Genomic DNA, 21,298 nt, shown 5'->3' with positions numbered 1-21,298 from the left:
TAGTATAGGATTGTTGATATGTATATTAGTCGCAATTTAGAACAATGGAATGCTTTCCTCGCGACCTTGCAAGCCGCGTTTGAACAAGGGAAAGCACAAGATTTATTAACGCTTCTGCTCACGCCAGATGAGCGTGATGCAGTGGGTTTACGTTTACAAATCGTGGCGCAGTTATTGGATAAAAATCTCTCACAACGAGAGATTCAACAAAATCTCAATACCAGTGCGGCAACCATTACTCGTGGTTCTAATATGCTCAAAACAATGGATCCAGATTTTATAAACTGGGTGAAAAGCCAACTCGATGAGCAAGCTGCAAAAAACTAAGCGAATTCTGACCGCACTTTTACATCTTTTTCGCCCATCTTGGTGGAAAAAAAATTGGCAGCGGGTTGCGTGGTGTTTTTCTCTCGCAATCCTGGCATTTTTCATTTGCTTCCGCTTTATCCCTGTTCCCTTCTCTGCCTATATGGCACAGCAAAAAATCGGGCACTTATTACAGTTGGATTTCAGCTATTCAATCAAATACGATTGGGTGAGCCTTGATGAAATCTCACCAAATATGCAGCTTGCGGTGATTGCCGCTGAAGATCAAAAATTTCCCAACCACTGGGGCTTTGATTTTGAGGCGATTCAAAAGGCCTTTAAATTTAATGAAAAATCTCGCCGAACCCGAGGCGCTTCAACGATTTCTCAACAAACAGCAAAAAACCTCGTTCTCTGGCATGGACAAAGTTGGTTTCGCAAAGGATTAGAAGTTCCCACAACGGCATTAATGGAAATCTTTTGGTCCAAAGAACGCATTTTAGAAGTGTATTTGAACATCGCAGAATTTGGTAATGGCATCTTTGGTGTAGAAGCGGCTAGTCGCTATTACTTCAAAAAATCAGCGAAGAATTTAACTCAATCAGAAGCGGCATTACTCGCAGCGGTTTTACCAAACCCTATCATCTATAAAGTGAATAAGCCTAGTGCGTTAGTTCGTAAAAAACAAAGTTGGATTATGCGACAAATGAATGGATTAGGCTTAAATTACCTAAAAGAAATGTAGATTTGCCATAAAGAAAAAACCTTGAAACTCACTTTAAGTTTCAAGGTTTTAAATTTGGTGGAGATAATCGGGATCGAACCGACGACCTCTTGAATGCCATTCAAGCGCTCTCCCAACTGAGCTATATCCCCAAATAACGCAAGCTATGATAAATTTCGGCTGATAAACTGTCAATATTGAAATAATCAAATCTCGCTTATCAGCCTAAATATTAAGCGTTTTGAGATTTAATAAAATCAATGGCACGTTGGATACGCGCTAACACACGTTCACGACCGATACCCACTAATGTCACATCCATAGAAGGTGATTGACCTGAGCCTGTTACAGCTACGCGTAATGGCATCCCGACTTTACCCATACCCACTTCTAATTCAGCCGCGGTTTGTTCAATCGCTTCATGCGTAGAATGTAAATCCCAGCTAGAAAGTGCGGTCAATTTTTCTTTTACTTTTTCAAGTGGTTCAATCGCCGCTACTTTAAAGTGTTTCTTCACCGCTGCTTCATCAAAACTTTCAAACTCTTCGAAGAAATAACGGCTTGCTGATGCCATTTCTTTTAAGGTTTTACAACGTTCTGCAAGCATCGTCACGATTTCAGTTAATGCTGGGCCATTTGATGTATCAATACCTTGATCTTTATAGTGCCATGCAAGGTGTTTTGCCACATATTCAGGTGGTAATTCACGAATATAGTGGTGATTTAACCACAATAATTTTTCTGTGTTAAATGCACTTGCAGATTTACTCACGTGATCTAATTCGAAGAATTTAATCATTTCTTCACGTGTAAAGATCTCTTGGTCACCATGGCCCCAACCTAAACGAACAAGATAATTGATTAAGGCTTCTGGTAAATAACCGTCATCACGATATTGCATCACACTTACCGCACCATGACGTTTTGAGAGTTTTTGGCCATCATCACCATTAATCATGGAAACGTGCGCATATACTGGAATTGGTGCGCCTAACGCTTTTAAGATATTAATTTGACGCGGGGTGTTGTTAATATGGTCTTCACCACGCACAACATGAGTAATGCCCATATCCCAGTCATCCACTACCACACAGAAGTTGTAGGTTGGTGAACCATCGGTACGACGAATAATTAAATCATCTAATTCACTGTTGCTGATTTCAATGCGACCACGCACCGCATCATCAAATACGACTGAACCTTCTGTTGGATTTTTAAAACGCACAACATGTGGCTCATCGGCTGCATGATTGTGATCATGTAAACAATGACGGTCATAACGTGGTTTTTCTTTGTTTTGCTCTTGTGTATGACGTAATTCTTCAAGGCGCTCTTTAGAGCAATAGCAACGATAAGCCAAGCCTTGTTCAATCATTTCATCAATCACTTGATTGTAACGATCAAAGCGTTTGGTTTGATAATAAGGACCATGCTCCCAAGCAAGGTTTAACCACTCCATCCCTTCAATGATTGCCGCTGTTGCTTCCGGTGTAGAACGCTCTAAATCGGTATCTTCAATACGTAATACAAATTCACCGTTGTTATGTTTTGCAAATAACCAAGAATAAAGGGCTGTACGTGCACCGCCCACGTGCAAATAACCTGTCGGGCTTGGGGCAAAACGCGTACGTACTTTGACATTCGGATCTAATTCAAAAGGAGGATCAATTTTCATTTTCTTAATAACCTATTCATTTACAAAAATTACCTTTATTTTACTACGACTTGCGTGACTTCTAAATAAAAAATCTGATTTTATGCCTATTTTTGCAACAACTAGACGCTTTTTCATAAAAATATATTGACTGAAATCTCATTATACTTATAATGCCAATCCACAACATTAAGGGCGATTAGCTCAGTTGGGAGAGCACCTCCCTTACAAGGAGGGGGTCACTGGTTCGAGACCGGTATCGCCCACCACTTTTTCCAAAGTAAACTTTAATGTTGTAAAAGTTTGACCAAGCGGGCGATTAGCTCAGTTGGGAGAGCACCTCCCTTACAAGGAGGGGGTCACTGGTTCGAGACCGGTATCGCCCACCACTTTTCTAAAGTGTTCTTTCCGCTCAAACTTTCCCATTATTTAAACGCTTTTCTTATGTGGGCGATTAGCTCAGTTGGGAGAGCACCTCCCTTACAAGGAGGGGGTCACTGGTTCGAGACCGGTATCGCCCACCACTTAATTTTAGTGTTTAAATAAATCCGAATACCTTTTCAGGTGCATCGGGCGATTAGCTCAGTTGGGAGAGCACCTCCCTTACAAGGAGGGGGTCACTGGTTCGAGACCGGTATCGCCCACCACTTTTCTTAAAGTCCGTTTTAAAATCAGTCAAATTAGCATTAGTTCTGTTTTATCTTATAAATAAAAACGGCCACAAAACGTTTCGTTTTATGACCGCACTTCTATCTAACTTTTGGATTAAACTGGCTCTAAACCTAACACTTTACGTCCGTTGATACTCGCAATATCAACCATTGCATCAAGATGTGGGAAACGACAGCCTGCAGCAAGCAAACTTAGCTCTTGCCACAAATCCCCTTCGCAAAGTGGTACCATGTAATCACAGATATTATCCGTACCTAATGCCACGGTAATTCCCTCTGGAATCATTTCATCTGCCGGTGTCAGTGCATTATGGAAAGGCATTAAATCTTCTTTGCGATTACTATCAATCCACGCCATTGGACAAGCAATCATCATCATTTTTGCCTGACGCATTTTCTCATAAAGTTTATAGCGGTATTCTTTGCTATGTGCACCAATGGAAATACCATGGATTGCCACGACTCGACCTTCCATACCATGTTCGATGGTTTTGTCACAAAGCTGCTCAGTTTCTTTTTCTTTCGGAGAGTTGAATTGATCCACATGCACATGACACATAATTCCGCGAGATTTAGCAGTATCAAGCAGAATGTCCATTGCTTCAAGGCCGCGACCATAATCAAGCTCATCACGATAAGGCAAGCCACCAATCATATCGACCATATCAGAGCCAATATCAAACCATTTGCGAGCTTCTGGCTCAATGACCCCTTTTAAGGTCTGATTTGCGAATTTCAAAATAATGTCATGCTTATAGACTTCGCGAGCTTTGTGTGCAGCAATGATGGCTCTGTCTTCACAAATCGGGTCAATATCCACAAAAGTACCAAATGCCGTCACCCCTTGGGAAATCATCAACTCAATCGATTGACAGAAACGAGCGTAATAATCATCAACACTGGATGTGCGTTTAACTTCGTCCACTAAATCCCATTTTTGTTGAAGATTACTGTTGTGGTAAATGCCAATTTTTTCGGGTGTCATTGTAAAAGCACGATCTGCGTGAGCATGGGCATTAACCCAGCCACCTTTTTTAATAATTTCGTCTCGAATAAACGTTTTAAAGCTACGAACGTGATTTCTCATAATAACTCCGCCAAAAAAGAAAGGAAAAGAGAGACGAGAAGTGTATTAATTGAAAAGCAAACCCAATAAAGGATCTGAGCTATTGTGAATTGTTTACAATGTTATGAAAAATTCGCAGATTTTAATTAATAACATCTTTTCAGTCTTTCAACTGGGTGCAAAGTATAAAATTTTAAGCACAAAAAAGCTATCTATTTATTGATAAAAGAACGCTCTTGTTTGAAAACCTCTAAGAATAAGCCGAGCGGTGGGCGGCTAGAAGATTGCTCAGTATAAGTGCGGTCAAATTTCTTATAGTTTCCTTTGCGATCAATATGATACTGTGTGCCATCCGGCTGAATAATGACATTCCAACGGAAATTCGATGCCAACGCCCAAGGATCGCCATTAAGCTCAAATAAATTGCGACCTTGTGCATAATCCGAAACTGGATTTTTCACTTTAAAGATTGATGACATCAATGCCGGTAACAAATCAGTATGACTCGTTAATTTAGAGACTTCTTGCACCGGTAAATCTTTCCAGTAAACAATAAACGGCACTTGGATTTCATCACGACCAAAATAGTTTTCTTGATCTTTTTCATCCAGTTTATTAAAGGTTGTACCATGTTCTGCTGTAATAATGACTATCGTATTCTCTAAAGAAACTGATGCTAAGGTTTCATCAATCTGTTGGTCTATATCTGCAATCGATCTGGTGTAATTTTCTTCCGTTTTATCCATAATATCTAAATCCACATAAGCAAACCAAGGCTTATCATTTTTTAAGAGTGATAAAACACCATTTCTCGCGTCTTTTGGCGAAGAGGCTTTCACTTTAGGCAATTTCACATTACGGAATAAGGCTTGTTTAAATAAGCTATCTTTAAATGCCGTAGACGAATAAGTGACAAATTGATATTTCTCATCTTGTAGCTTTTTAATTAATACCGACGGTGTGTGATTACTCAAAATACTGTCCGTATAATTCGCATTCAGTCCATAAAATAAGCCCACTAAGCCGGCATTGTTCGTATTGCCGCTACTGTAATGATTCGTAAATTGAGTAGAGCTTGTGGCAAATTCAAACAATTTAGGCATTTTCTCACTAGTCAGTGCATCATAACGTAAGCCTGAAACGGTAATCACGAGGATATTTGGTTTGTTCTCAACTTGCTCAAACTGAAGGTCTTTTTTCGGATAATCAAGTTTTAATGCGTCTAAACGCCCTTCTTGCTCTAAGCGCTGAGAGTATGTTTCCGCATTAATAAATCCTTGTTTTTCCAAAAAGGTTCGAGCAGTCATTGGATAAGAAAGCGGGAAATTTGAGCGTTGCATGGTAATCGGACGATATAAAAATGCATCCGCCCAAGCGTAAATTAAATGTGTTGCAACAAAAGTAGATGTCAGCACGAATCCTACTTTTTTCAGCCATTTCTGACGTTCTAAACTACGTAATTTTTCCCAACTCCAACGGGAAAAAAGCATTTGGATTAGCAAAATAATCGGCATTGGCGCAAAGAAAATTTGCCAATCTCGTGAAAGTTCCCCTTTTTCAGGATTAACTAATAAATTCCAAACGATAGAAGAAAGGTGGATATTGAAGCGGTTAAAAACTTCCGTATCAAACAGTAATAAAGTGGTGCAAATTGTCGCGATAATCACCGTTAGTCCACGGAAAGTACGGTGATTTTTGATGATGAAACTCAGCGGGAAAATAACTAGCAAATACAAGGCAAAAACACAAAAGCTGAAATGCCCTAATAAGCTGATAAAGAAATAAATTTTACCGAGTAAGGTGTCTGGCCAATCAATGAGAAAGGCATAACGACTACCAATAAGAATTGAGATGATAATGTTAAAAAAAGCAAACCAATGCCCCCACGAAATTTTTCGTGAGGTTTCTTCACGGTATTCACGTCCGTTGAATTTGCTTTTTTTAAACCACCACATTTTACTTTGTTTTCACCGAATTCATCAGAGAGTTGGCAAAGGCTTGTGCTAATGCTTCACGCTGTGCGGCTGGCACGCTAGTGGTTAATAAATTACTGGCCATATTGCCTAAAGCGATAAGAGAAAGATCAACGGGCGCTTTGTGAGTTTCAAGCACGCTAATCATATCGTTAATGATGGCATTAACTTGCCCATCGGAATACTTTGAATGTTGAGCCATTTGGAATGTTTAAGCCTGTTCTAAATACAAAAAAACTTCTCATATCATACCTGATAATTTCTCCAATCTGAATAATTTCTTTTTTCTTGCTTAAAAAGTGCGGTTATAATTTAAGGTAAATTTTACGAAGGAAAAAATTATGAGCATTACGGTTAATCAAATCGTGCTACATCAACTAGTTAAGCACGCTGAAAATGAAACCACTACCATGGAAAGTGTGTTGCGTGATGAACTTCTCACCATTACGCCAGAAGTCGAACAAATGATGTTGCAATTACATCAAGGTTATCAAAATAAAGGCAAAGCATTTGGTGTCTTCCAAGATAATTCCATTTTTGCACAAGATCTGAATCGTTTATTAGAAAATGAAATCAACTTTTTAAATTTCAGCCAACAATCCACAAAATTATTAGCGCAAGAATTGGGCAAATATAATTTTGCTGACAGTGGCACGCTAATCCTATGCCAATATAACTTTTTAGCAACTGATTACTTATTCATCGCCCTGTTAGATAGTCGTATCAGTATGTTAGTTGACGAAAATCTTGAAATTCGCCGTACAGAATACTTAGATATCACACAATTTGATATTGCTGCACGAATTAACCTAACTGATTTGCAAGTAAACGCAAACTCAAACCGCTATCTTACTTTTATTAAAGGTCGCGTTGGTCGTAAAATCAGTGACTTCTTTATGGATTTCTTAGGGGCAGAAGAAGGTTTAAATCCGCAAGTTCAAAACCAATGCCTATTACAAGCAGTCAGTGACTACTGTGAACAGGGTGAATTGAACAAAGAACAAACTCAAGCGGTGAAAAAACAGGTATTTGAATACTGCAAAGGTCAATTAGCAAGCGGTGATGAAATTGCCTTAACTGAACTTTCAGCAAATTTACCGACTCTAAACGAGCGCCCTTTTGTCACCTTTACAGAAGAGCAAGATTACGGCTTGGAAGAAACGATTCCACCAGTACGTTCAGCCTTAAAAACATTAACGAAATTTTCAGGTTCCGGTAAAGGGGTGACATTAAGTTTTGATGCGGATTTATTGAATAATCGTATTGAATGGGATCCACTTACAGATACTTTAACAATCAAAGGGATACCACCAAATTTGAAAGATCAACTTCAAAAAGCATTAAAGTGCGATAATTAATTTGGCAAGATCATAAAGTTTCGGTATCATTCGACATAACTTTGCAGTAAAAGGTAAAAAATATGCAATTAAAAACATTTTTAGGTGCAGTTGTTTTAGCATTAAGCTTAACTTCTTGTTCAACTGTACAAAAAGTAGTTTATCGTATTGATGTACCACAAGGTAACTATTTAGAAGCGGCTACTGTGGCACAAGTAAAACCTGGCATGACAGCCCAACAAGTACAATATTTACTTGGCACACCGGTTTTAATTGATCCTTATAGTAACTTAACTTGGTATTACGTGTTCTTACAACAACACTCTTACCAAAAACCTGAACAGCACACATTTACAGTGAAATTCGATCAAAACGGTTTAGTGAGCAGTGCAGAATTAGATAAGCCATTACCTGAAGTGGCAAAACAAGACGAAAATAATACTATTATCAGCACACCTGAAAACGCAGGTAAGAAAAGCTGGTGGAAATTCTGGTAGTCATAAAAAAACAATACCTGCTTGTCATATCAAGCAGGTTCGTTGTATTACAAGGGAATAAAAATGTCAAAAATTCTATTAGTTGATGATGATATTGAACTAACAGATTTACTTGCAGAAGTCTTACGACTGACTGGTTTTGAAATCGAAGTCGCAAATAATGGTCAAGAAGCATTAGACAAGTTAAACTCAAGTCACCAATTAGTCTTATTGGATGTCATGATGCCTGTATTAAACGGCATTGAAACACTCAAGAAAATTCGTCAAACATCAAACGTCCCTGTAATGATGCTTACTGCGCGTGGTGAAGAAATCGATCGTGTACTAGGCTTAGAGCTTGGTGCCGATGACTATTTGCCAAAACCATTTAACGATCGTGAGTTGGTTGCCCGCATTAAGGCAATTTTACGTCGCGTTAGCCCATCAGAAAGTTCTCAAAATTCGACCGCACTTCCATCAGAAGAGAATACATTGGAATTTTGTGGTTTAGTGCTTCATTCTGGTCTTCAACAAGCCTCTTATAAAGGCCAAGATCTCGGTCTAACTGGCTCTGAATTTGCCCTACTTCATAAACTTGTGCTTCGCCCTGGACAAATTGTCTCGCGTGAAGAATTAAGTATGAATGTGCTTGGCAAACACCTTTCTCCTTTCGATCGCTCGATTGATATGCATATGTCAAACTTGCGCAAAAAACTTCCAGAAAGAGACAATGGCTTACCATGGCTGAAAACGCTACGTGGTCGTGGTTACTTATTGGTTTGTGAATAATGCTTATTAAGAAATTTAGCTTAAATCAGCTCACTATACGCACATTCACTGTCTTTTGGTTGGCATTCTTTGCCATGACCGCGCTTTTAGTCGCACTCCCTTATTTTGATAGTCGCTTATACTCAGATTTAAATCAAAATGAAATATCGAGCTATCAAAAGAAACTCGTTGAATCAATCCGTAACAATAGAATCAATGGTATTCTCGCAGGCGTTCCTGTGCTTCCAACTGATAAATTCGACTCTGCTCGCCCAGTCATCATGACGCCTGAAAAAGAAATCTTCGGCGCTTTAGGCGAAGAAAGAATACATATTGCTCAGTTCGCCCAAGAATCAAGTAACTTTGCCCAGCCACAACGCAAAACGTTTAAAGATATTCAAATTGCAGGACCTTTTAAAGTCTATATTGGCGATTCTGACCAAGCATCCGAATTATTCTTTGTGTCTCGAGCAAATGGCCAACAAGAAATTTTACGTTATATGCTTGATCACCCTTGGATCTTGCTGCTCTTAACGTTAATTATCACAACTCCTTTGCTTTGGTGGTTTACTCACACCATCGTCAAACCTATTACCAATTTGCAAAAAGCCGCGAATAGCGTGGCATTAGGTAACTTCAAAGTTGATAATGAGTTAGCGAATCATGGCCCATCAGAATTGCGAGAAGTCGGTCAAAGTTTTAACAAAATGTCGATTGCGATTGATAATCTAATTTCAAACCAACACAATCTACTTTCATCCATCTCACATGAATTAAAAACACCATTAACGCGTTTGCAGCTTTCCACTGCGCTAGTTCGTCATCAAACAGGTGATATTGAACCCGTCAAACGTATTGAAAAAGAAATACAACGAATGGATAAGATGATTAGTGAATTGCTGCTCATTTCCCGCCAACAAATGCATTCTCAAATGGAGCACAATTTATTTTCTATTGATCAACTCTGGGACGATGTCATAAAGGATGCTCTATTTGAAGCTGAGCAACGAAAAATAACTTGTGATGTGAATATCTCTATCTTACATCCTGAAAAGCACATGATTTATGGTAACCTTAGCTTACTTACCAGTGCAATTGAAAACATTGTTCGTAATGCATTGAAATACACTAAAGACCGTATTTTTCTCACTATTAACTTACAAAAAAATGAACAGGATGAGAACTGCCTACAAATTCGAGTGGATGATAATGGCTTAGGCTTACCACCTGAAGAGTTTGATAAAATCTTTAAGCCATTTTATCGTGTAGATGAAACCCGAACACGGGCCACTGGTGGAACAGGGTTGGGATTAACCATTGTTTATAACGTAGTTAATGAGCACCATGGAAAAGTATGGGCAGAATCCAGTAATTTAGGTGGACTTGCCGTCACTATTCAACTTCCATTATGGAAACAAAGTTAGTTCAAACAAAAGGCGATATTTTCATATCGCCTTTTTCTTATTTAATTTTCACCCGTTTTAATCGCAGTGCATTTGACAGTACAGAAAGCGAACTCATCGCCATGGCTGCACCGGCCAGGACAGGACTTAAGTAGCCCAATGCGGCAAGTGGAATACCTAACACATTGTAAATTAAGGCGAAGAATAAGTTTTGCTTAATATTTTTTAATGTTGCACGAGAAATCATTAATCCATCGACTAACTGATCCACCGAATGCTGCATGAGTGTCGCCGATGCAGTTTGTTCTGCAACATCAGAACCCGATTTCATCGCAAAGCTTACGTTAGCCATCGCTAATGCGGGTGCATCATTCACACCATCACCAACCATTGCCACCACTTTGCCTTGCTGACGTAATGTCTCAATGTAAGCAGCTTTGTCACGTGGACTGCAATTACCCTGTGCAGTTTTCACTCCTACTTGTTGGGCAACATAATCAACGACAGATTGCTGATCACCACTCATTATCACCACATCAATATTATGTTGATGTAAACGCTGAATCGCTTGCAAACTATCCTCTTTTAGACTGTCTGCTAGGGCAAATGCACCTATTGGGTTGTTATCTACAGATACCGCAACAATACTCGCAATTTGCCAAATTTCTTGCATATTATCTAGTAAGGTTAAGTCACAATAAGTCGGCTTACCCACTTTAACCAAACCAACTCCTTCAATGTGAGCTGAGATGCCCATACCCACTTCTGAATGAACTGAAAGTGCGGTCGGAATTTCAAGTGATTTTTCCTGTGCAGCCAGGACTATCGCTTTAGCTAAAGGATGATTGGCATTTTGCTCAACGGAAGCCGCAATGCGATATAAATCTTCCTCAGAATAGAGCGCACTTTGTGGTTGCCAAACAGCGGCAATTTTGAGTTCTCCTTGAGTTAGCGTTCCTGTTTTATCTAATACCACCGTATCCACATGCGCTGCCTCTTCCATGGATGCTGCATCTTTAAACCAAATCCCTGCATTGACTGCTTTCCCCATTCCCACCATTATGGCAGCAGGTGTAGCAAGCCCTAACGCACAAGGACAAGCGATAACTAACACGGCAACCGCATGAATTAAAGCGGTAACCCAATCACCTTTTATCCACCAGGTTGCTCCAAATGTTATCGCGGAAATCAATAACACGGCTGGCACAAATACAGCAGCAACTTTATCGGCAAAACGAGCAATCGGTGCTTTTGTACCTTGCGCCTCTGAGAGCGCTTTCATCATATCGCCCAATAGGGTTTGCTGACCGAGTTGATTGGCTCGATAAATAAGGCTACCTTGTGTCACCATTGCCCCCGCAAGCACAGGACTTTGAGACATTTTTTCTAATGGTTGAGATTCACCGGTTAAATGACTCTCATCGCACCAACCACTACCCTGTTCAACTACGCCATCAGCTGCAATACGTTCACCTTGATTAGCTCGTAAAATATCTCCTATTTTTACTTGATCGAGAGGAATCGTTTCCCAACGATTTTCACGTTGAACACTGACTTGTTTTGGGGTGAGTTGTAATAATAGCCCTAAACTGTTTAAGCTTTGTTTCTTCGTTCTTTCCTCAAGAAATTTCCCTAGGCTGACAAAACCAATTACCATCACCGATACTTCAAAATAGACATGAGATGCGCCATCATGTCCCATTGACTGATGATAAAACAGCATAAAGACCGAATAGAGATAAATCACCAACGTACCAGTACTTACCAGTACATCCATATTGGCCAAACCACCTCGAATACTACCAATCGCACCTTTATAAAAAGGAATGGCTAACCAAAGTTGCACAATACTCGCAAGAACAAATTGCCACATTGGTGGAATCATCCAAGAATGATGATTAAACATCATTCCGATCATTCCGATTAAAAAAGGAATGTTAATGAACAAAAGCAACCATAAACGCGGACTAATCTTCGTTTCATTAGGTGCGCTAGGTAGCACATTTTGCTTTAGAATGCCATTAAATCCCGCTTTTTGAATAATTGTCAAAATATCTTGTTCTGAAGCCTGAGATGAATCAAATACTACGTGCGCTTCCTCTGCCGCAAAATTCACGCCCGCGTCAGAGACAAAATCATTTCGATTCAACACCTTTTCAATCCGGTTAGCACAGGATTGACAGGTCATTCCCTCGATTTGAATGGCTATTTTTTTATTCTGTTGCATCAAAACCTGCTTCTTCAATTGTTTCAATTAATTGTGGAATACTAACCGCACTTTCATCAAAGGTAACCACTGCTTTACCATCATCAAGTGTTACTACGGCTTTTTCTACGCCATTAAGTTCTTCTAACACTCTTGTGACGCTTTTCACACAACCACCACAAGTCATTCCTGTTACATGTAATGTAATTGATTTCATATTTACTCCTTAATTATTGATATAGATTGAAATTGAGTTTACTATAAACCTTAACATAAGGTTAAGGTCAAGGATTTTTTATGAACATCAGTGAAGTGGCAAAATTAGTCGGTTTATCAAGTAAACAAATTCGGGATTATGAAAAGTCCGGCTTATTAAAACCAGCACAGCGAAGCCTTTCCGGTTATCGCCATTATGAAGAAAAGGATTTAGAACGACTACGTTTTATTCGTCACTCTCGAGATGTAGGGTTTTCACTCCAACAAATTCACCAACTTTTGCAATTACAGGATAATCCCAATCGTAGTAGCCGAGAAGTTAAAGCACTTACGACGCAGCATATTAAAACATTGAATGAGCAAATTCATCACTTGCAAAAAATGGTAGAGGAATTGGAACGATGGCATAACGCTTGTCAGGGCAATGATTACCCTGAATGCAGTATTTTAGAAGGATTAAAAGGATAAATTAATATTCCCAGCTTTCAGGATCGATGCCTAAATCACGCATGATCTCTTTGGCATTTTCAGGAATCTCATCATGGCGTTCTTTCATTAAATCTGCATCAGTCGGTAATGGCTGCCCCGTAAAAGCATGCAAGAATGCCTCACAAAGCAATTCACTATTTGTTGCATGACGCAAACTTTTCAGCTGACGACGCGTACGCTCGTTCGTCAAAATTTCCAATACTTTAATTGGAATAGACACTGTAATTTTTTTGACTTGCTCGCTCTTTTTGCCATGCTCTGCATAAGGGCTAATATATTTGCCATCCCAGTTTGCCATAATGCACCTTAAATAACCTGATAATTTATCCGTATTTTAATGAAAAATAAGCAAAATGACAATCTAGACGGCTAAAAGTATAGCATGCTATTTCCCTTACATTCACTTACAAACATTTACAATAATTTGCAGAACTAAAAACCATTACCTTTGACTAAATGCCTGTTGCATTCGCAATACATTATTGTTATTTGAAGATAACGACATGTTTAATATTGAGGTCTATTATGTCAAAAAAACTTTTTGCTGAATTCTTCGGCACATTTTGGTTAGTTTTCGGTGGTTGTGGTAGTGCAATCTTTGCTGCTTCTGTCAACCTAGGTATCGGTTATGTGGGCGTTGCATTTGCCTTCGGTTTAACCGTATTAACCATGGCTTACGCAGTAGGTCACATTTCTGGTGGGCACTTTAACCCAGCTGTAACACTTGGTTTAGTAGCAGGCGGTCGTTTCTCTGCGAAAGATGCTCTTCCATACATCGTTTCTCAAGTAGTTGGTGGTTTAGTAGCGGGTGCTGCACTTTATCTTATCGCATCAGGTAAAGCGAGCTTTGATGTGACTGCAGGTTTTGCATCTAATGGCTACGGCGAACACTCTCCTGAAGGTTATTCTTTAGAAGCAGTATTCGTAGCAGAAGTATTATTGACTGCATTCTTCTTATTAATCATCATGGGTTCAACTCATAAAAATGCAGCTGCAGGTTTTGCGCCAATTGCAATTGGTTTAGGCTTAACATTAATCCACTTAATCAGCATTCCTGTATCAAATACCTCTGTAAACCCGGCTCGTAGTACTGCAGTTGCGGTATTCCAAGGTTCTTGGGCAATCGACCAATTATGGTTATTCTGGGTTGCGCCAATTATCGGTGGTATTTTAGGTGGTATTATCTACCGCACTTTATTAGCGAAAAATAACTAAGATTTCGTTTATAGAGAAAGAAGAAGGCATCATCAGATGCCTTCTTTTTTATCTTTTATATTGTCTAATCCAAATATATAAATAAAAACCACCTTTCGGTGGTTTTAGTCAATTATAAGGTTTTTGCAAGATCTTTTAGGAAAGCTTTAAACTCTTTACCTAATTTATCATGACGAAGACCATATTCTACAAAAGCTTCCATATAGCCAATCTTATCACCACAGTCAAAGCTTCTGCCTGTCATATGGAATGCTTCAACAGTCTCTTTCTCAATAAGCATATCGATCGCATCCGTTAATTGAATTTCATCACCCACACCAACAGGTGTTCTTTCTAATAAATCCCAAATCGCAGCAGAGAACACATAACGACCTACAACGGCAAGATTTGATGGTGCCTCTTCAACAGATGGTTTTTCAACAATGCTGTTAATTTTAACGCTATCACCACCTTTTAATTCTACGCCACCACAATCAGCAATACCATAGCTACTCACTTCATCAGCAGAAACAGGTGCTACCATAATTTGGCTTGCTTGTGTTTCTTTAAAACGTTTGATCATCGCAGAAAGGTTTTCTTTCTTTTGATTTGCCGTAAAATCCGCTAAAAGCACATCAGGTAACACTACAGCAAATGGCTCATTCCCAACAACTGGACGACCACATAACACCGCATGCCCCAAGCCTTTCGCATTACCTTGACGAACGTGCATAATAGTTACATCTTTAGGACAAATAGAACGAACCTCTTCCAAAAGTTGACGTTTAACACGTTTTTCAAGCATGGTTTCCAACTCAAAAGACGTATCAAAGTGGTTTTCAATCGCATTTTTAGAAGAATGTGTGACTAAGACGATTTCTTTAATGCCTGCAGCGACACATTCATTCACAACATATTGAATCAGTGGTTTATCCACAAGCGTTAACATTTCTTTTGGAATCGCTTTCGTTGCGGGTAACATTCGAGTACCTAAACCTGCTACGGGAATAATGACTTTCATTGATTTTCCTTTTTGTTTAAATATTCAATGACCACACTTCTGTAACACAAAAGTGCGGTCATTATTTATTAAATTTTGATAGATTTAAGTTGGAAAAGTTCCTTCTCTACCTTTATAACTCAAATTCCGTTATTTTTAAAATCTTGCAAACCAATGGGTTTAATTTTTTGAAAAACGTTAATTAAATTATAAATAGAATGTAAAACATTCATAAAACTCGTCAGTCTAAGATGCCCCATCTATATGTTCATCTTTTGACTGCAGAATTCGTTGGTAAATTTCCTCTCGGTGAACGGATACTTCTTTAGGCGCTTGCACACCGAGTTTGACTTGGTTTCCACGTACACTCAAAACCGTGATAGAAATATCGTCTCCAATGAGAACACTTTCGCCAACTTTTCGAGTTAAGATTAACATCTTTTATCTCCTTAGTTTGCATTTATTAGATATCCCTATCAATCAAGTAAAGATCGGCATCCCACCGACCTGCTTGTACTACAGATTATTGCTTAACCAGTTTTGTGCGACAGTTAATGCTAGATTCACATTTTCTGGTTGGGAGCCTCCTGCCATTGCCATATCAGGGCGACCACCGCCTTTCCCACCAACTTGCTGAGCCATTAAATTCACTAGCTCACCAGCCTTCACTTTAGTAGTTAAATCGCTTGTTACGCCAACGACGAGGTTGACTTTATCATCTAAAATAGATGCAAATACAATTACGCCTGAACCAAGTTGATTTTTTAAATCATCAACCATCACACGTAACGATTTAGTTTCAATTCCGTCTAGTTGATGTACGATTACAGAAACATCATTAATTTTAACCGCACTTTTCACTAAATCGGACCCCGCTTGCATTGCGGCTTTTTCTTTTAATCCTTGTAATTCTTTTTCTGCTTTCTTCGCTTTATCTTGAAGTTGCTGAATTTTCTCAACAAGGGTATTAACGTCAGATTTAAACAAATCTGCACTTTGAGTAAGAATGCGTTGTTGATTATGTAACCAATTAATTGCATTTTCACCCGTTACCGCTTCAATACGACGAACACCTGCTGCAACTGCAGTTTCCGCCACAATTTTAAATAAACCGATATCACCGGTACGTTTAGCATGAATGCCACCACAAAGTTCAACGGAGAAATCACCCATTGTTAAAACACGTACCACATCAGCATATTTTTCACCGAATAACGCCATCGCACCTTTTGCTTTTGCCGCTTCGATATCCATTACGTCCGTTTGAACCACAAAATTCTCACGTACTTTTTGGTTTACCAACGTTTCAATTTCGTTAAGCTGTGCTTTGGTAATCGCTTCCGGATGAGCAAAGTCAAAACGTAATGCTGTATCGGATACTAATGATCCTTTTTGCACTACATGGTGACCTAAAACTTGACGCAATGCGGCGTGTAATAAGTGTGTTGCAGAATGGTTAAGTGACGTTTGATGACGTCTTGCTGCGTCCACAACCGCATTGACTGTTTGTCCGACTTTTAAACTGCCTTGTTCTAACTCACCAATATGACCGAATACTTGACCATATTTTTGAGTATCTTTTACATTAAACTGAACACCTTGAGAGATTAAATAACCACTATCGCCAATTTGACCACCTGATTCTGCATAGAATGGGGTATTTTCTAAAATAACGACAGCACTTTGACCTGCAGTAATATTGTCTACTGATTTACCATCATGGAAAAGTGCGGTCACTTTGGCTAAAGATTCTGATTCAGTATAACCTTCAAATTTTGTTTCGCCTTCTACACGAATAACATTGTTGTAATCCATGCCGAATTGGCTTGCAGATTGTGCACGTAAACGTTGCGCTTCCATTTCACGTTCAAAACCGGCTTCATCAATTGCAATATCACGCTCACGACATACGTCTGCGGTTAAATCAAGTGGGAAGCCATAAGTATCATAAAGTTTAAAGGCTACTTCACCTGATAACACACCATCTTTCACTTGAGCAAGCGCATCGTCTAATAAGCTTAATCCGCGTTCTAATGTACGAGCAAACTGTTCTTCTTCTAAACGAAGTAATTTTTCGACATTCGCTTGTTTTTCTTTAACTTCTTTTCCTGCTTCAGCCATGACTTCGATTAAAGTCGGCACAAGTTTATAGAAGAACGCTTCTTTTGCCCCTAACAAGTGGCCATGACGTACTGCACGACGGATAATACGACGTAATACATAACCACGACCTTCGTTTGATGGAATCACGCCATCTGCAATTAAATATGCACAAGAACGAATGTGGTCTGCAATTACGCGTAATGATTTATTCGTTAAATCTGTTGTTCCTACGATTTCTGCTGTTTTTGCAATTAATTTTTGGAAAATATCGATCTCATAGTTAGAGTTTACATGTTGTAACACGGCAGAAATACGTTCTAAACCCATTCCTGTATCAACAGATGGACGCGGTAATTTTTCCATTGTGCCGTCTGCTTGACGGTTAAATTGCATGAATACCACGTTCCAAATTTCGATATAGCGGTCACCATCTTCTTCTGGAGAACCCGGAGGGCCACCCCAAATGTGATCACCATGATCGTAGAAAATTTCAGTACATGGACCACAAGGACCTGTGTCACCCATTGCCCAGAAGTTATCTGATGCATAAGGCGCACCTTTGTTATCACCGATACGAATAATGCGCTCTGCTGGCACACCAACTTCTTTATGCCAAATATCATAAGCTTCATTATCGGTTTCATACACGGTTACCCATAATTTTTCTTTTGGTAACCCGAGCCATTGTGGAGAAGTCAAATACTCCCAGGCAAAATTAATCGCATCATGTTTGAAATAGTCGCCAAAACTGAAGTTGCCGAGCATTTCAAAGAAAGTATGGTGACGAGCTGTATAACCTACGTTTTCTAAGTCATTATGCTTACCACCTGCGCGCACACAACGTTGTGCAGTTGTCGCACGTGAGTAAGGACGTTTGTCCATACCAAGGAACACGTCTTTAAATTGGTTCATCCCGGCATTGGTAAAAAGCAATGTCGGATCGTTTTCAGGTACAAGTGAACTACTTGCGACGACCTGATGCCCCTTGCTATGGAAAAAATCAAGGAATGACTGTCTAATTTCTGCTGTTGTTTTCATTGATAAAACCTTGTGTCTCTATCTCGATCACGATTTATAAAATAAGCTTACTATTCTTGCATATTTTGACCTAGAGAAAAAGGCTTTTTCACTGATCTTAAAAAAGAAAACCGCACTCTACTGCATTGATTGAGAAGTGCGGTTAAAATTTACGTTATTTTAATAGAGCTAAAATAATTTTTGATCACTATTCGTCGCGAAGTGGCACAACCAACATATCAATTTTAATGGTATTCATCACTTGACGTGTTGAAGACATTAATTTACTCCAGAAATCTTGGTGATGACCTGTCACTAGTAGATCTACATCATACTGATCAATAGCGTCCGTCAAAACTTGACCTAAATCACCGCTACCGCTCAATTTTTCTTTCACTGGATAACCAGCATGTTCTGCTAAATTAATTAGCGCTTTTTGGGTTTCGCTCGAAATTCTATCTTGCATTGATGACATATTGACATCAATCAAACCAGTATAGAGATCCGAGAAGTTTACATCTACATGAATAATGGAAAGTTGCGCATCATTACGTTTTGCAATTCCCACGGCTTTTTTGAGTAGAAATTCACTTTCGTCAGAAAGATCTACCGCCACTAAAACGTGTTTGTACATAATCGACTCCTTACTGATTTGATTGGTCTTTTTTATCTAACTGTATATTAGCACCTTAACTGCACAAAAAACTTGCACTAGATCACAATTTTGAGAATTCTTCTCAATTTTTCATTAAATTTTCAATGTCATCAATTTCTTTTGGAGCCGCTGCAGTCAGATTTTTGTTGCCGTATTCAGTCATCAACAAGTTATCTTCAATACGCACACCAATGCCTTTATATTGTGCAGGCACATCCGCCTCTTCTGAAATATAAATACCTGGCTCAACAGTGATGATCATCCCCACTTCAAGCGTACGGCTACGATCATCATCATAGCGACCAACATCGTGCACATCCAAGCCAAGCCAATGGCCTAAACCATGCATATAAAATTGGCGATAGGCTTTTTCTTCAATCAGCTTATCTACATCCCCTTTCAGAATGCCTAAATCCACCAAGCCTTGAGTCTTAATACGAATCACTTCGTCATTTGCCAGTTTAATTGAATTACCTGGCACTAATAGCTCAATGGCACGTTTTTGTGCTTTTAAAACTAATTCATAAATCTCACGTTGTGGCTGAGTAAATTGACCATTTACAGGGAACGTACGCGTGATATCGCCTGCATACATAGCAAACTCACAGCCTGCATCAATCAACACAAGATCACCATCTTTTAATGGTTGATCATTTTCGGTGTAGTGCAAAATACAGGCATTATCGCCCCCGGCAATAATGGAATTGTAAGACGGGAATCTTGCCCCATGACGATTAAATTCATGCAGAATTTCGCTTTCAATTTCATATTCAAAACGATTCGGACGAGTTACTTGCATCGCTTTAATATGTCCAAATGCTGTAATTTGTCCCGCTTGCTGCATTAATCGAATTTCATTTGGTGATTTAATTAAGCGCATCTCACTTAACATCGGCTGCCAATCAAAAACAGCGTAAAATTTCACCGCACTTTCAGCTATTAATTTATCTCCCCAAGGATGACGATCTGACACATGATAAAGTGCGGTCAATTTTTCCGTTAATTTTGGAAATTCAGTTTTGAAATCATCAATAGAATAGGCTTCATCGACATTGAGTTTTTGCGGTGCTCGCTCAACGCCTAATCGGCGACCATTCCAGGTTTCAAGCAAAGGATCTCGCGGACGAAGAAATACAACCGCCTTTTCCGCATCTTCCGTTTTAATCAATAACAATGCAGCATTGGGTTCATTAAAACCCGTTAAATACCAAAAGTAACTGTCTTGACGGAAAGGAAAATCGCAGTCGTTATTACGACGTTTTTCAATTTCGGAAAATAGCAATAAGGCAGAATTTGGCTGCATTTGCGCGAATACTTTTTGACGACGTTCTGTAAATTCCTCTTGCGGTAATGCCGCCATGTATGCGAGATCCATGTTTCGCTCCTTTTAATGTAATATCGGTTTTATTTCTTGTGCATCATCGTTGAAATGGGTGTAAAACAGCATCGCAATAGTGCGAACATATTCAATGATTTCTTCTAGGGCTTCGGCAAGCTCTTCTTCATCATCTTCTTCATCATAACCAAGCTGACAAATATCTTGTAAATCATCTACCGCTTCGCCAATTTCGCCTTTTTCCTTATCCAATTCTGTCTGAACAAGACCTAAACCCAGTAAAAATTGGTTTGCCCAATCTGATAAACTGTCTGCACGGGCAAACACGCTCTCATCTTCTGTTAATCCCAATTCAAAATCAAACCCTTCTACGTCCCCTAAGGTTTTACCTATCTGTTCATAGGTTTCGGTAATCGGCTGAATTAGTGCGGTTGGATAAGCGTGGTTATCGTTACTGAATTGATATAAAAGTGGTAACCAACTTTGGTCTTTCAGTCCACCACAAATTAAGCCGCTCAAAAAACCATGTAATTCCGTTGCATTAATACCTATACCGGCAGATTTGAGTTGTTGATTAAGTTCAGTTTGGGAAATTGTCATTGTTATACCTATAAAATCATCGAAAACCATTAAAGTGTAGCACCACACAAATAAAAATGCGATCGCATTTCTATAAAGAAAAACGATCGCACTTTCTTTCGCAA

At 39.2% G+C, this 21,298-nt stretch carries 21 protein-coding genes and 5 tRNA genes; 12 read left to right on the top strand and 14 right to left on the bottom strand.

Annotated elements, in window-relative coordinates; translation table 11 throughout:
* Positions 1-18: 18 nt before the first annotated feature.
* Both trpR and mtgA read left to right on the top strand, forming a co-directional pair.
* Positions 19-327 carry a trp operon repressor gene (trpR, locus tag INQ00_RS04990; protein ID WP_065244193.1) on the top strand — a complete coding sequence of 103 codons (309 nt, stop codon included), beginning with the start codon at positions 19-21 and terminating at the stop codon, positions 325-327.
* Positions 305-1,051 (top strand): monofunctional biosynthetic peptidoglycan transglycosylase, encoded by a 747-nt coding sequence (gene mtgA, locus INQ00_RS04985; RefSeq protein ID WP_070775674.1) that lies wholly within the window; start codon positions 305-307, stop codon positions 1,049-1,051. Before trpR ends, mtgA begins: the two co-directional genes overlap by 23 nt.
* Before the next feature lie 55 nt (positions 1,052-1,106).
* On the opposite strand, the gene INQ00_RS04980 is transcribed toward mtgA, so the two are convergent.
* A tRNA-Ala gene (locus INQ00_RS04980) sits at positions 1,107-1,182 on the bottom strand.
* Between the two features lie 80 nt (positions 1,183-1,262).
* Positions 1,263-2,705 (bottom strand): glutamate--tRNA ligase, encoded by a 1,443-nt coding sequence (gltX, locus tag INQ00_RS04975; protein WP_070775673.1) that lies wholly within the window; start codon positions 2,703-2,705, stop codon positions 1,263-1,265.
* Positions 2,706-2,877: 172 nt separating this feature from the next.
* Between gltX and INQ00_RS04970 the strand changes: the two genes are divergently transcribed.
* The 4 genes from INQ00_RS04970 (at position 2,878) to INQ00_RS04955 (ending at position 3,331) form a co-directional block, all read left to right on the top strand.
* Positions 2,878-2,953: transfer RNA gene (locus INQ00_RS04970), tRNA-Val, on the top strand.
* Positions 2,954-2,997: 44 nt separating this feature from the next.
* A tRNA-Val gene (locus INQ00_RS04965) sits at positions 2,998-3,073 on the top strand.
* 59 nt (positions 3,074-3,132) lie between these two features.
* A tRNA-Val gene (locus INQ00_RS04960) sits at positions 3,133-3,208 on the top strand.
* 47 nt (positions 3,209-3,255) lie between these two features.
* Positions 3,256-3,331 (top strand) — tRNA-Val (locus tag INQ00_RS04955).
* A gap of 118 nt (positions 3,332-3,449) precedes the next feature.
* On the opposite strand, the gene INQ00_RS04950 is transcribed toward INQ00_RS04955, so the two are convergent.
* The 3 genes from INQ00_RS04950 to INQ00_RS04940 form a co-directional block, all read right to left on the bottom strand.
* Entirely contained in the window at positions 3,450-4,442 is a 993-nt protein-coding gene (locus tag INQ00_RS04950; RefSeq protein ID WP_049383223.1) for an amidohydrolase family protein, read from the bottom strand.
* 191 nt (positions 4,443-4,633) lie between these two features.
* Complete coding sequence (locus INQ00_RS04945) at positions 4,634-6,376, bottom strand: DUF3413 domain-containing protein (protein ID WP_197547477.1); 1,743 nt, start codon at positions 6,374-6,376, stop codon at positions 4,634-4,636.
* A 1-nt stretch (position 6,377) separates the two neighbouring features.
* The gene (locus tag INQ00_RS04940) at positions 6,378-6,596 is read right to left on the bottom strand and encodes a YejL family protein (protein WP_014064863.1); all 219 of its coding nucleotides are present in this window, start codon (positions 6,594-6,596) and stop codon (positions 6,378-6,380) included.
* A 139-nt stretch (positions 6,597-6,735) separates the two neighbouring features.
* On the opposite strand from INQ00_RS04940, the gene yejK reads away from it, so the two are divergent.
* The 4 genes from yejK (at position 6,736) to cpxA (ending at position 10,399) form a co-directional block, all read left to right on the top strand.
* Positions 6,736-7,752 (top strand): nucleoid-associated protein YejK, encoded by a 1,017-nt coding sequence (gene yejK, locus INQ00_RS04935; protein ID WP_197547476.1) that lies wholly within the window; start codon positions 6,736-6,738, stop codon positions 7,750-7,752.
* A 62-nt stretch (positions 7,753-7,814) separates the two neighbouring features.
* Positions 7,815-8,228: an outer membrane protein assembly factor BamE gene (bamE, locus tag INQ00_RS04930; RefSeq protein WP_014064861.1), complete on the top strand. Its 414-nt coding sequence runs from the start codon at positions 7,815-7,817 to the stop codon at positions 8,226-8,228.
* A gap of 63 nt (positions 8,229-8,291) precedes the next feature.
* Positions 8,292-8,996: a response regulator gene (locus INQ00_RS04925; RefSeq protein ID WP_197547475.1), complete on the top strand. Its 705-nt coding sequence runs from the start codon at positions 8,292-8,294 to the stop codon at positions 8,994-8,996.
* Positions 8,996-10,399: an envelope stress sensor histidine kinase CpxA gene (gene cpxA / locus INQ00_RS04920; RefSeq protein WP_197542864.1), complete on the top strand. Its 1,404-nt coding sequence runs from the start codon at positions 8,996-8,998 to the stop codon at positions 10,397-10,399. The genes INQ00_RS04925 and cpxA overlap by 1 nt, the downstream gene beginning before the upstream one ends.
* Before the next feature lie 37 nt (positions 10,400-10,436).
* Here the strand turns inward: cpxA and INQ00_RS04915 are convergent, their stop codons facing one another.
* Together INQ00_RS04915 and INQ00_RS04910 are read right to left on the bottom strand one after the other, a co-directional pair.
* Complete coding sequence (locus INQ00_RS04915; RefSeq protein WP_197547474.1) at positions 10,437-12,605, bottom strand: heavy metal translocating P-type ATPase; 2,169 nt, start codon at positions 12,603-12,605, stop codon at positions 10,437-10,439.
* Positions 12,592-12,801 carry a heavy-metal-associated domain-containing protein gene (locus INQ00_RS04910; protein ID WP_070868737.1) on the bottom strand — a complete coding sequence of 70 codons (210 nt, stop codon included), beginning with the start codon at positions 12,799-12,801 and terminating at the stop codon, positions 12,592-12,594. The genes INQ00_RS04915 and INQ00_RS04910 overlap by 14 nt, the downstream gene beginning before the upstream one ends.
* 80 nt (positions 12,802-12,881) lie before the next feature.
* Between INQ00_RS04910 and cueR the strand changes: the two genes are divergently transcribed.
* The gene (cueR, locus tag INQ00_RS04905) at positions 12,882-13,268 is read left to right on the top strand and encodes a Cu(I)-responsive transcriptional regulator (protein WP_197547473.1); all 387 of its coding nucleotides are present in this window, start codon (positions 12,882-12,884) and stop codon (positions 13,266-13,268) included.
* Between the two features lies 1 nt (position 13,269).
* Here cueR and metJ read toward each other — a convergent pair whose 3' ends face one another.
* Positions 13,270-13,587: a met regulon transcriptional regulator MetJ gene (gene metJ / locus INQ00_RS04900; protein ID WP_005696757.1), complete on the bottom strand. Its 318-nt coding sequence runs from the start codon at positions 13,585-13,587 to the stop codon at positions 13,270-13,272.
* 227 nt (positions 13,588-13,814) lie between these two features.
* Between metJ and aqpZ the strand changes: the two genes are divergently transcribed.
* A complete protein-coding gene (aqpZ, locus tag INQ00_RS04895; protein WP_070868735.1) occupies positions 13,815-14,504 on the top strand; it encodes an aquaporin Z in 690 nt (229 codons plus the stop codon).
* A 112-nt stretch (positions 14,505-14,616) separates the two neighbouring features.
* On the opposite strand, the gene galU is transcribed toward aqpZ, so the two are convergent.
* The 6 genes from galU to INQ00_RS04865 form a co-directional block, all read right to left on the bottom strand.
* Positions 14,617-15,504 carry a UTP--glucose-1-phosphate uridylyltransferase GalU gene (gene galU, locus INQ00_RS04890; protein ID WP_197547472.1) on the bottom strand — a complete coding sequence of 296 codons (888 nt, stop codon included), beginning with the start codon at positions 15,502-15,504 and terminating at the stop codon, positions 14,617-14,619.
* A gap of 225 nt (positions 15,505-15,729) precedes the next feature.
* Positions 15,730-15,921, bottom strand: coding sequence for a carbon storage regulator CsrA (csrA, locus tag INQ00_RS04885; protein ID WP_049363188.1), 192 nt, complete (start codon positions 15,919-15,921; stop codon positions 15,730-15,732).
* A gap of 78 nt (positions 15,922-15,999) precedes the next feature.
* Positions 16,000-18,624 carry an alanine--tRNA ligase gene (gene alaS / locus INQ00_RS04880; protein ID WP_197547471.1) on the bottom strand — a complete coding sequence of 875 codons (2,625 nt, stop codon included), beginning with the start codon at positions 18,622-18,624 and terminating at the stop codon, positions 16,000-16,002.
* 187 nt (positions 18,625-18,811) lie between these two features.
* Positions 18,812-19,237, bottom strand: coding sequence for a universal stress protein UspA (uspA, locus tag INQ00_RS04875; protein WP_014064852.1), 426 nt, complete (start codon positions 19,235-19,237; stop codon positions 18,812-18,814).
* Positions 19,238-19,340: 103 nt separating this feature from the next.
* The gene (gene pepP, locus INQ00_RS04870; RefSeq protein WP_197547470.1) at positions 19,341-20,633 is read right to left on the bottom strand and encodes a Xaa-Pro aminopeptidase; all 1,293 of its coding nucleotides are present in this window, start codon (positions 20,631-20,633) and stop codon (positions 19,341-19,343) included.
* 12 nt (positions 20,634-20,645) lie between these two features.
* The gene (locus INQ00_RS04865) at positions 20,646-21,194 is read right to left on the bottom strand and encodes a YecA/YgfB family protein (protein ID WP_197547469.1); all 549 of its coding nucleotides are present in this window, start codon (positions 21,192-21,194) and stop codon (positions 20,646-20,648) included.
* Between the last annotated feature and the right edge of the window lie 104 nt (positions 21,195-21,298).

The organism is Haemophilus parainfluenzae (genome assembly GCF_014931275.1).
GTDB lineage: Bacteria > Pseudomonadota > Gammaproteobacteria > Enterobacterales > Pasteurellaceae > Haemophilus_D.
Note: the sequence above shows the minus strand (reverse complement) of the source record. Positions and strands in the feature narration are given on the sequence as shown.

Coding starts and splice junctions, on each gene's coding strand:
- INQ00_RS04925 (WP_197547475.1), top strand. CDS start 8,292: ATGTCAAAAATTCTATTAGTTGATGATGATATTGAACTAACAGATTTA.
- INQ00_RS04950 (WP_049383223.1), bottom strand. CDS start 4,442: ATGAGAAATCACGTTCGTAGCTTTAAAACGTTTATTCGAGACGAAATT.
- cueR (WP_197547473.1), top strand. CDS start 12,882: ATGAACATCAGTGAAGTGGCAAAATTAGTCGGTTTATCAAGTAAACAA.
- uspA (WP_014064852.1), bottom strand. CDS start 19,237: ATGTACAAACACGTTTTAGTGGCGGTAGATCTTTCTGACGAAAGTGAA.
- mtgA (WP_070775674.1), top strand. CDS start 305: ATGAGCAAGCTGCAAAAAACTAAGCGAATTCTGACCGCACTTTTACAT.
- INQ00_RS04910 (WP_070868737.1), bottom strand. CDS start 12,801: ATGAAATCAATTACATTACATGTAACAGGAATGACTTGTGGTGGTTGT.
- pepP (WP_197547470.1), bottom strand. CDS start 20,633: ATGGATCTCGCATACATGGCGGCATTACCGCAAGAGGAATTTACAGAA.
- csrA (WP_049363188.1), bottom strand. CDS start 15,921: ATGTTAATCTTAACTCGAAAAGTTGGCGAAAGTGTTCTCATTGGAGAC.
- INQ00_RS04915 (WP_197547474.1), bottom strand. CDS start 12,605: ATGCAACAGAATAAAAAAATAGCCATTCAAATCGAGGGAATGACCTGT.
- yejK (WP_197547476.1), top strand. CDS start 6,736: ATGAGCATTACGGTTAATCAAATCGTGCTACATCAACTAGTTAAGCAC.
- galU (WP_197547472.1), bottom strand. CDS start 15,504: ATGAAAGTCATTATTCCCGTAGCAGGTTTAGGTACTCGAATGTTACCC.
- metJ (WP_005696757.1), bottom strand. CDS start 13,587: ATGGCAAACTGGGATGGCAAATATATTAGCCCTTATGCAGAGCATGGC.
- alaS (WP_197547471.1), bottom strand. CDS start 18,624: ATGAAAACAACAGCAGAAATTAGACAGTCATTCCTTGATTTTTTCCAT.
- trpR (WP_065244193.1), top strand. CDS start 19: ATGTATATTAGTCGCAATTTAGAACAATGGAATGCTTTCCTCGCGACC.
- bamE (WP_014064861.1), top strand. CDS start 7,815: ATGCAATTAAAAACATTTTTAGGTGCAGTTGTTTTAGCATTAAGCTTA.
- INQ00_RS04865 (WP_197547469.1), bottom strand. CDS start 21,194: ATGACAATTTCCCAAACTGAACTTAATCAACAACTCAAATCTGCCGGT.
- gltX (WP_070775673.1), bottom strand. CDS start 2,705: ATGAAAATTGATCCTCCTTTTGAATTAGATCCGAATGTCAAAGTACGT.
- INQ00_RS04945 (WP_197547477.1), bottom strand. CDS start 6,376: ATGTGGTGGTTTAAAAAAAGCAAATTCAACGGACGTGAATACCGTGAA.
- aqpZ (WP_070868735.1), top strand. CDS start 13,815: ATGTCAAAAAAACTTTTTGCTGAATTCTTCGGCACATTTTGGTTAGTT.
- cpxA (WP_197542864.1), top strand. CDS start 8,996: ATGCTTATTAAGAAATTTAGCTTAAATCAGCTCACTATACGCACATTC.
- INQ00_RS04940 (WP_014064863.1), bottom strand. CDS start 6,596: ATGGCTCAACATTCAAAGTATTCCGATGGGCAAGTTAATGCCATCATT.